Origin of the sequence: uncultured Lactobacillus sp., assembly GCF_944327175.1 — a bacterium.
GTDB lineage: Bacteria > Bacillota > Bacilli > Lactobacillales > Lactobacillaceae > Lactobacillus.
In genome coordinates, this window is the sequence record NZ_CALVGT010000054.1 from 25,904 (window position 1) to 34,884 (window position 8,981).

Annotated in this window: 8 protein-coding genes; 6 read left to right on the forward strand and 2 right to left on the reverse strand. The window is 52.3% G+C overall.

Annotation, left to right across the window (positions count from 1 at the left end; all coding sequences use genetic code 11):
• Nucleotides 1-180: 180 nt before the first annotated feature.
• Together dnaN and dnaA are read right to left on the reverse strand one after the other, a co-directional pair.
• On the reverse strand, nt 181-1,308 hold the full coding sequence (gene dnaN / locus Q0J41_RS07065) for a DNA polymerase III subunit beta (protein ID WP_296227764.1): 1,128 nt from the start codon (nt 1,306-1,308) through the stop codon (nt 181-183).
• Nucleotides 1,309-1,488: 180 nt separating this feature from the next.
• A complete protein-coding gene (gene dnaA / locus Q0J41_RS07070; RefSeq protein ID WP_002879422.1) occupies nt 1,489-2,853 on the reverse strand; it encodes a chromosomal replication initiator protein DnaA in 1,365 nt (454 codons plus the stop codon).
• 475 nt (nt 2,854-3,328) lie between these two features.
• On the opposite strand from dnaA, the gene rpmH reads away from it, so the two are divergent.
• The 6 genes from rpmH to Q0J41_RS07100 all read left to right on the forward strand — a co-directional run.
• Complete coding sequence (gene rpmH, locus Q0J41_RS07075; RefSeq protein WP_008459582.1) at nt 3,329-3,469, forward strand: 50S ribosomal protein L34; 141 nt, start codon at nt 3,329-3,331, stop codon at nt 3,467-3,469.
• A gap of 48 nt (nt 3,470-3,517) precedes the next feature.
• A complete protein-coding gene (gene rnpA, locus Q0J41_RS07080) occupies nt 3,518-3,883 on the forward strand; it encodes a ribonuclease P protein component (protein ID WP_296227772.1) in 366 nt (121 codons plus the stop codon).
• Nucleotides 3,883-4,752: a membrane protein insertase YidC gene (locus Q0J41_RS07085; RefSeq protein WP_296227774.1), complete on the forward strand. Its 870-nt coding sequence runs from the start codon at nt 3,883-3,885 to the stop codon at nt 4,750-4,752. Before rnpA ends, Q0J41_RS07085 begins: the two co-directional genes overlap by 1 nt.
• A 107-nt stretch (nt 4,753-4,859) precedes the next feature.
• Complete coding sequence (gene mnmE, locus Q0J41_RS07090; RefSeq protein WP_296227791.1) at nt 4,860-6,245, forward strand: tRNA uridine-5-carboxymethylaminomethyl(34) synthesis GTPase MnmE; 1,386 nt, start codon at nt 4,860-4,862, stop codon at nt 6,243-6,245.
• A gap of 26 nt (nt 6,246-6,271) precedes the next feature.
• Nucleotides 6,272-8,167 (forward strand): tRNA uridine-5-carboxymethylaminomethyl(34) synthesis enzyme MnmG, encoded by a 1,896-nt coding sequence (mnmG, locus tag Q0J41_RS07095; protein WP_296227793.1) that lies wholly within the window; start codon nt 6,272-6,274, stop codon nt 8,165-8,167.
• Nucleotides 8,168-8,473: 306 nt separating this feature from the next.
• A partial coding sequence (locus Q0J41_RS07100; RefSeq protein WP_296227795.1) for a thiamine pyrophosphate-binding protein occupies nt 8,474-8,981 on the forward strand: 508 nt, incomplete at its 3' end.

Below are 8,981 nucleotides of genomic sequence, written 5' to 3' on the forward strand. Positions count from 1 at the left end.
CAGGGAAACTCAATCAAGAAGGCCTTTTTTAGGGCCTCTGAGCGTTTATTTACTCATTTAGTATCGTGCTACATAAAGCAGGTATTTTGGGCTAAAAGCCGTAAAAAACGCTTGTATGAAAAAATGGCCGAAAAAAAGCCACTCCGGAGAGTGGCTTTTGTGAATTATTGGCAGTCTGCTTTAGAAAGTTCGGATTGGAGTGATCAGCTGCACAAATTCGATTGACTGGTCATTTGGCACGACCGTGAATGGCCGCAGGCTTTCCGTGAAGTTGATGATGACGGAGTCAGTTACTGAGGCCCGCAGGGCAGCGGCCATGTAGTCCGGGTTGAAGGAAATGGTCAGGTCCCGGCCAGTTAAGCTGCTGAAGCCGACTTCTTCTTCAATCTTTCCGACTTCCGGGGAATTACCGGAAACCAGGACGGTTTGGTCAGCCACGTTCAAAGTCATTTGCACGGCGTTTGTCCGGTTGGCGTGGGTCAAGAGGCTGGCCCGGCTCAAAGTCTGCATCAAGTCAGAAACTCTGAACTGCACGCTGGTCGTTGACTCAGCTGGCAAAAGGCGGTCAACGTCCGGGTAGACCCCTTCTAAAAGGCGGGTGTAGAAGGACAAGTTTTCAAATTCAAAGCGGATCTGGCTGTCGCCCAGGTAAACCTTGATATCCTGGTCAGCATCGCCGATGATCTGGGCCAGTTCCTGAAGGTTCTTGCCCGGGATAATCAGGGACAGGTCTTCGCTTGGACCGGCTTCAACGTCAACGATTCTTTGGGACAGGCGGTGGGAGTCAGTAGCCACGGCCTTGATCTGCCCATTCTTGAAGCTGAAGTTGACCCCAGTCAGAGTTGGCCGGCTTTCTTCGGTGGATACGGCGAAAACAGTCTGGGTGATCAGTTCCCGCAGGGTCTTAGACGGCAGGCTGAAGGAAGTTCCGGCAATTTCCGGCAGGCGCGGGTAGGCACTGGCGTCCAGGCCGTTGATGACATAGTCCGCCTTGTCAGAGGTGATCTGGATCTGGTTGCCTTCCTTGACTTCAAAAGTGAATTCCCTGCCTGGCAATTTGCGGACGATTTCGCTGAACAGATGGGCGGTCACGACAATGGAGCCAGTTGATTCAACCCGTAAGTCATCAGAAACTGGTTGGCTCAGTTCAATGGAAATATCGGCATTGCTGCCAGTCATGATCAGTTCAGTTTCCGTCAGGTCCAGCTTGATCCCGCTCAAAATCGGAATCTGGACTCTTGAAGAAACTGCCCTTAAAACGGAATTCAAGTCGTTGATAAAAAGATTGCGCTGTACAGTAAATTTCATCTGGTCCTCCTTGGTTAGTTTGCTGCTCTCTTTATTTAATTATTTATTTATACATAGATAGTTGTAGTAGTAGGTCCTGTGAATTCTGTTGATAACTAACCGGAAGCCCGGTAATCCGGACTTTTGCCAGTTGAAAAACTGTGGATAAATCGTGGACTTGTCCACAAGTTATCAACGGACCTATCTTTCTAGCATCTGCCGCAGGTCGGAAACAGCGGACTTGATTTCAGTGTCCGTTTTGATCTGCCGGGCGATTTTGTCGCAGGCATGCATCACGGTCGTGTGGTCCTTGCCCCCGAATTCCTGGCCGATTTTCGGCAGGCTGGCGTCGGTGAGCTCGCGGGACAGGTACATGGCAATCTGGCGCGGGATGACGATCTGTCTTACCCGCTTCTTCCCTTTAAGGTCCGGCACTGAGGTCTGGAAGTAGTTGGCCACGACCTCCTGGATCTTGGAAATCTGCAGCCCCCTGCTCTTCTGGACCAGCTTGAGGTCAGCTAAAGCCGACCGGGCTAAGCCAATGTTGATGTCCTGCTTTTGAATGGTGGCCTGGGCCTGGACTTTGACTAGGGCCCCTTCCAGCTCTCGGATATTAGTATCGACCTGGCTGGCCACATAGTCCAGGGTGCTTTCATCGATCTCCAGGCCTTCGGATTCAGCCTTCTTGCGCAGGATGGCGATCCGGGTTTCCAGGTCTGGCGGTGTGATTTCAACCTGCAGTCCCCAGGCAAAACGTGAGACCAGCCGCTCGGACAGGTCGGGAATTTCCGTTGGCAGCCGGTCACTGGTCATGACGATCTGCTTTTGATCATTATAGAGAGTCTCAAAAGTATGGAAGAATTCTTCCTGAATCCCTTCCTTCTTGGCGAAGAACTGGATGTCGTCGACCAAGAGCAGGTCAGCTGTCCGGTATTTCTCCCGGAACTTATCCTGGGTCTTGTTCTTGATGGAATTGATGAAGTCGTTGACAAAAGTCTCACTTTGAATGTAGACAACCTTGGCATCTGGTCTTTCCGCCAGCATCTGGTGGCCGATCGCCTGCATCAAGTGGGTTTTACCAAGGCCCACGCCCCCGAAGATGAACAAGGGGTTGTAGAAGGTCCCCGGGTTGTCGGCAACCGCCAAAGCGGCCCCGGCAGCCAGTTTGTTGCCCTCGCCTTGAATGAAGTTCTCGAAGGTATACTTCTCGTTTAAGCGCAGGTCCTTGGTGAATTCGCGGCCTTGCGGCCGGGCTTTCTCGGGCTTGGCCTGCGGCTGGGGCTCCAGCATTCTTTCGCTGCTGGGCGCCGGGCCGTTTTTAACGACGAAAACCGGGTAGATGTCGATTCCCGCGTAGGCGTAAGCCGACTGGATCAGGTTAGCGGAGATGTTTTGCTCCCAATACCCCTTTGCCACGGGGGTTTGGACGGAGATTACCAATTCATGGGTGTCCTTGTTGAAGGAGACGGGCTTGGTGTTTTTGAACCAGGCATTATAGGATACTTCGTTAAATTCGGACCGCATTTCAGCGTTGAAGCTATCCCAGAATTTTTCTAAATCGAACAAAAAACATTCCCTCCAAAAAATTTTTTAGCAAAATTATTTTAGCATTTACTGACCAGGTTTTCCACAGGTGGAAGAAAGAAATCCAGAATCCACAGGCTGTGGACAAGAAATAAAAAGTTGCCTGTGAACTCTGCTGATAATTTTATCAAAATTAGCCAAATGTGGATAAGCCTTGTGGACAACTTTTCTTAGAGCAGCAAAAGATGAGCCCGGCTTTGACCAGACATATCCACAGGGTGTTGGAAAAGTTTTTTACAGGCTGTGGACTGTGGATAAGTATGTAAAAAAGCCTGTTGATTGCCGGGAAAAAATTTTTTCGCGGCCTGCTTTCTGTCCACAGGCGGGGGATCAGTCTCAGGCAGTCTAAGGAAAAAATCGGGCAAGTTTACAAGAAAAAGCTTGGTTTTTTTCGATTTCCGTGCTATTCTAGATAAGAAATTGTGCACGTAGCACTAAAAAATGGAGGTGCAAATATATGTCAACTAAGAGAACTTACCAACCTAAGAAGCGTCACCGTTCACGCGTTCACGGCTTCATGAAGCGTATGGCTACAAGCAACGGCCGTAAGGTTTTGGCTAGACGCCGTGCAAAGGGTAGAAAAGTATTATCTGCTTAAGCCACTGAATCCCAGTGGTTTTTTTAATTTGCAAGAGTGTAAAGAGCTTTGAGAAAGTCATATCGAGTTAAATCTGAACAGGATTTTCAGACCGTCTTTGAAAATGGCGAATCAGTTGCCAACCGGGCTTTTGTGATCTACGTCCTGCCTAGAAAGCAGAATAAGCATTTTCGCGTCGGCATCTCTGTCGGCAAGAAGGTCGGTCACACGGCCGTTGTGCGCAACCATCTCAAGCGCTACATCAGGGCGGTGTTGACCGAGAACCGGGACCGGATTGCGCCGGACCTGGACTTCTTGGTGATTGCCAGACCCTACGCTCGCGATTTCGATTGGGAAAAGACGCGGGAAAACCTGCTTCACGCGCTGAACCTGGCCCACGTCATTGAAGAAATGCCAAATAAAGAGGAAAAATAGTGAAGGACATTTTATCGAAGAAGAGTACCAAGCGCCTTCTGGCCGCTCTGGCACTGGTGACGGTTTTTGCCCTTGTTCTGAGCGGCTGCGCCACGCAGACCACCCAGAAGCCAACGCCGATCTCCCATAATTCCAACAACTGGTGGGATGCCTGGGTAGTTTACTACCTCTCCCAGTTCGTGCTTTGGATTGCCAAAGCCTGCGGGGGCAGCTACGGCTGGGCCATCATCATCTTTACGGTTATCATCCGGGTGATCCTCCTGCCTTTGAACGCGGTGCAGATCAACAGCACCAGAAAGATGCAGGAGATCCAGCCGGAATTGAAGGCCTTGCAGGAGAAGTATTCCAGCAAGGACCTGGAGACCCGGAACAAGCTGAACGAAGAAACGCAGAAGCTTTACAAGGAAGCGGGCGTCAATCCTTACGCCGGCTGCCTGCCGATGGTGATCCAGTTGCCGGTTATGTGGGCCCTGTACCAGGCTATCTGGCGGACGCCAGAGCTGCAGAACGGTAAATTCTTGTGGATGGACTTGGGCAAGCCAGACCCATACTACATCCTGCCGATTTTGGCAGCGGTATTTACCTTCCTGTCTTCATACATCGCGACTTTGTCGGTGCCTAAGTCTTCCCAGACTACGATGACCAAGGTCATGAGCTATGCCATGGCGATCATGGTCGGGATCTGGGCCATCATCTTCCAGTCCGCGATCTCCCTTTACTGGGTGATCTCCAACCTCTTCCAGGTTGGCCAGACCCTGGTCCTGCAGAACCCATTCAAGTACCGCAAGGAGCAGGAAGCCAAGGAAGAAGCTGAACGCGAGCGCCAGCGCAAGATGCGGCGGGCTTACAAGCGGATTAAGCGGAAATAATTGAATATTCATCTAAAGTTTTTTAGATAAAGTAGTGAAAGTGCTTTATCCATCATTTTTCATGGTGGAAATTGCGCTTTTTTTATTGGAAAAAACGAGGTAACGAGATGGTTCAACGTTTAACGGAATTTGATACGATCGCGGCGATCTCAACGCCGCTGGGAGAAGGCGGGATCTCCATCGTCCGCGTCTCCGGGGAAGATGCGGTTGCCATTGTCAACCGCTTGTTTAAGGGCAAGGACCTGGAAAAAGTTCCCAGCCACACGATCAACTACGGTCACATCGTGGATCCGGCGACCGGACAGGTGATCGACGAGGTCATGGCCTCCGTCATGCTGGCGCCGAAGACTTTTACCAAGGAAGACATCGTGGAAATCAACTGCCACGGGGGGATCGTGGTCACTAATGACATCCTGCAGCTGCTCTTGGCCAACGGGGCCAGAATGGCTGACCCGGGCGAATTTACCAAGCGGGCCTTCGTCAACGGCCGGATCGACCTGACTCAAGCTGAAAGCGTGATGGACATCATCCGGGCTAAGACTGACAAGGCCCGGCAGGTGGCGGTCAAGCAGCTCTCCGGCGGCCTCTTGACGGAAATCCGGGCCCTGCGCCAGGAAATCCTGGATGTTTTGGCTAATGTCGAAGTCAACATTGACTACCCGGAATACGATGAAGAAGAAGTGACGGCCCAGAAGATGCTGGCTTGCGCGGAAGCCGTCAGCGGCAAGATTGACCGTCTGCTGGAAACGGCCCAGGAAGGGCAGATCCTCAGAAACGGCTTGAAGACGGCGATTGTCGGCCGGCCTAACGTGGGTAAGTCCTCCCTTCTGAACTACCTGACCCAAAGCGACAAGGCCATCGTGACCGACGTGGCCGGGACCACCCGGGACACCCTGGAAGAGTTTGTCTCCGTCAAGGGGGTGCCTTTGGAGTTGATCGACACGGCCGGGATTCACCATACCGAGGACCAAGTGGAAAAAATCGGGGTTGAGCGGTCAAAGAAGGCCATTGCCCAAGCTGACTTGATCCTGCTTTTGCTGGACGGCAGCCAGGAATTGACGGAAGAAGACCGGCAGCTGCTGGATCTGACCGCCGGCAAAAAACGGATAATTGTGCTGAATAAAACGGACCTGGGCCAGCAGTTGACAGCGGCTGAGATTGCCAAAGAAAGCGGCAGTGAAGTGATCAGCACCTCAATTATGATGAAGGAAAACCTGGACCAGCTGGAAGCCTTGATCAAGAAACTTTTCTTCAAGGGGATTGAAAACTCCAACGACCAGGTCCTGGTGACCAACCAGCGCCAGGCGGGCCTTTTGGCCAAGGCTAAGCAACAATTGGCCGACGTGGCCAGCGGGCTTGAGGAAGGGATGCCGGTTGACCTGGTGCAGATCGACTTTACCGGGGCCTGGGAGAGCCTGGGTGAAATCACTGGCGACAGCGCCCCGGACGAATTGATCAATGACCTCTTTAGTCAGTTCTGTTTAGGGAAATAGCGAGGAAGGCAAGGAAGACGAATAAGATGAAGACTTATGTTTCAAACGAATATGACGTGATCGTGGTCGGCGCCGGCCATGCCGGCTGTGAAGCAGCCCTGGCCAGTGCCCGGATGGGGGAGAAGACCCTGCTGCTTACCATTGGCCTGGACATGGTGGCCTTTATGCCCTGCAACCCCTCAGTCGGCGGCCCGGCCAAGGGGACCGTGGTCAGAGAAATTGACGCTTTAGGCGGGGAGATGGGCAAGAACATCGACAAGACCTACATCCAGATGCGGATGCTGAACACGGGCAAGGGGCCGGCTGTCCGGGCCCTCAGAGCCCAGGCCGACAAGTGGGACTACCACGAAGAGATGAAGCGGACCATCGAAAACACCCCTAACTTGACCCTGCGCCAGGCCATCGTTGACGACTTGGTTGTTGAAGACGGGGAATGCAAGGGCGTGGTGACCAACACCGGGGCCCGCTACCGGGCCAAGAGCGTGGTCTTGACGACGGGGACCGCGGCCAGAGGGCGGATTTTTATCGGGGAACTGAACTACTCATCCGGCCCGAACAACACGATTCCGGCGATCAAATTGTCAGAAAACCTGGAAAGACTGGGCTTCAAGTTGCGCCGCTTTAAGACCGGGACGCCGCCCCGGGTCAACCGGCACACCATCGACTATTCCAAGACCGAAGAAGAGCCGGGTGACAAGGAGCCCCGCCACTTCTCCTTTACCAGCAGGGATGAAGACTACCTGACTGACCAGACTTCCTGCTGGATGACCTACACCAACCCGAAGACCCACGAGATCATCAATGAAAACCTGGACCGGTCACCGATGTTCTCCGGTGACATCGTCGGGGTAGGGCCACGCTACTGCCCGTCAATTGAAACCAAGGTCGTCCGTTTCGCGGACAAGGACCGGCACCAGATCTTCCTGGAACCGGAAGGGCGGAAGACGGAAGAAATCTATGTCGGGGACTTTTCAACCTCCATGCCGGAAGAAATCCAGCTGGAAATGCTGCACACGGTCGCTGGCCTGGAAAAAGTTGAAATGATGCGGCCGGGCTACGCCATTGAATACGACGTGGTTGACCCCTGGCAGTTGACCCACAGCCTGGAAACCAAGCGGATCAAGCACCTGTATACGGCCGGGCAGATGAACGGAACTTCCGGCTATGAAGAAGCCGCCGGTCAGGGCTTGATTGCCGGGATCAACGCGGCCTTGAGCGCGGAAGGCAAGCCAGCCTTCACCCTGGGCCGGGACGAAGCTTACATCGGGGTTTTGATCGATGACCTGGTAACCAAGGGGACGGAAGAACCTTACCGGCTCTTGACCAGCCGGGCTGAATACCGCCTGCTTCTCCGCCACGACAATGCCGACCTCCGTTTGACGGAAAAGGGGCATGACCTGGGCTTGATTGACGAAGACCGCTATGCTGAATTTTTGGCCAAGAAGGAATTGATCCAGGAAGACCTGGACCGGCTGGGCGAAATCACCGTCCATCCGACCATTGCCGTCAACGAATACCTGGCTGGTTTAGGCGAGACCGACTTAAGCGGCGGGGTCAAGGCAGACGTCTTCCTCAGACGGCCAAAGATAACGGTTGAAGACGTTGAGCGCCTGACCGGGCAGAAGCTGGCTGGGGACCGCTATGTCAAGGAACAGGTGGAAATCGACATCAAGTATGCCGGCTACATCAAGAAGCAGGAGATTCAAGTGGCCCGCCTGCGCCGGCAGGAAGCCAAGAAGATCCCGAAGGACATCGACTATGACCAGATCGAGGGCCTGGCTACGGAAGCCCGGGAGAAGTTCGCCAAGATCCGGCCGGAAACCCTGGCCCAGGCGGAAAGAATCTCCGGGGTCAACCCGGCTGACTTGGCCATCTTGAGCGTCTACGTGCAAAATGGCAAATACGCCAAGGTGAAGAAGTAAAGAGCGATAATTTTAAAAAGCAGACCAGAGATCCTGGCCTGCTTTTTAAATAATCGAGTGCTTTTATACTTTTTCAAAAAATAATAAAAATTTTACCTAAAAATATTCTCCGTAAGTTAGCTAATCTTTCACAATAAAAAAAGGGAAGATAGCATAAACTTTTTATCCAGGAAAAGCAAGTTTGTGAATTAACTAGCTTAAAAAGCGGATAATCCTTGCTATAGCGGCTTTTGATAGCACTTGCAAAAGTGAAAAAATGTGGTTTAATAAAGGGCTGTAAGTAATAATTTTTAAGGAGATTCACTTATGGCAAAAATTAAGGGCGCAAACGCTGTTTTAGATGTTATGTACAAGTGGGGCATTGACCACCTTTACGGTTTCCCAGGTGGTTCTTTTGACTCAACCATGAACGCGATCTACGAAATGCAAGACAAGGTCAAGTTCATCGAAGTCCGTCACGAAGAAGCCGGTGCCTTGGCTGCTTCAGCAGAATACAAGCTTACTGGCAAGGTTGGTGTCTGCATGGGTTCAGCCGGTCCTGGTGCCATCCACTTGATGAACGGCTTGTACGACGCTAAGTACGACAAGACCCCAATGGTTGCCCTGGTAGCCAACGTTCCAACTCCTCGTCAAGACATCAACTTCTTCCAAGCCTTTGACGAAATGCCATGGTTCCGTGACGTTGCCGTTTGGGTACACCAAGCCAAGACCAAGGAAGCTTTGCCGGTTTTGATGGACACTGCTATCCGTCAAGCATACGCAAAGAAGGGTCCAGCTGTTTTGGTAGTTCCTAAGGACTTCGGTTGGCAAGAAA

What these genes read in the sequence shown, in the direction of transcription:
- mnmE (WP_296227791.1), top strand. Translation starts at nt 4,860, where the DNA reads ATGGTTCAACGTTTAACGGAATTTGATACGATCGCGGCGATCTCAACG.
- dnaN (WP_296227764.1), bottom strand. Translation starts at nt 1,308, where the DNA reads ATGAAATTTACTGTACAGCGCAATCTTTTTATCAACGACTTGAATTCC.
- rpmH (WP_008459582.1), top strand. Translation starts at nt 3,329, where the DNA reads ATGTCAACTAAGAGAACTTACCAACCTAAGAAGCGTCACCGTTCACGC.
- mnmG (WP_296227793.1), top strand. Translation starts at nt 6,272, where the DNA reads ATGAAGACTTATGTTTCAAACGAATATGACGTGATCGTGGTCGGCGCC.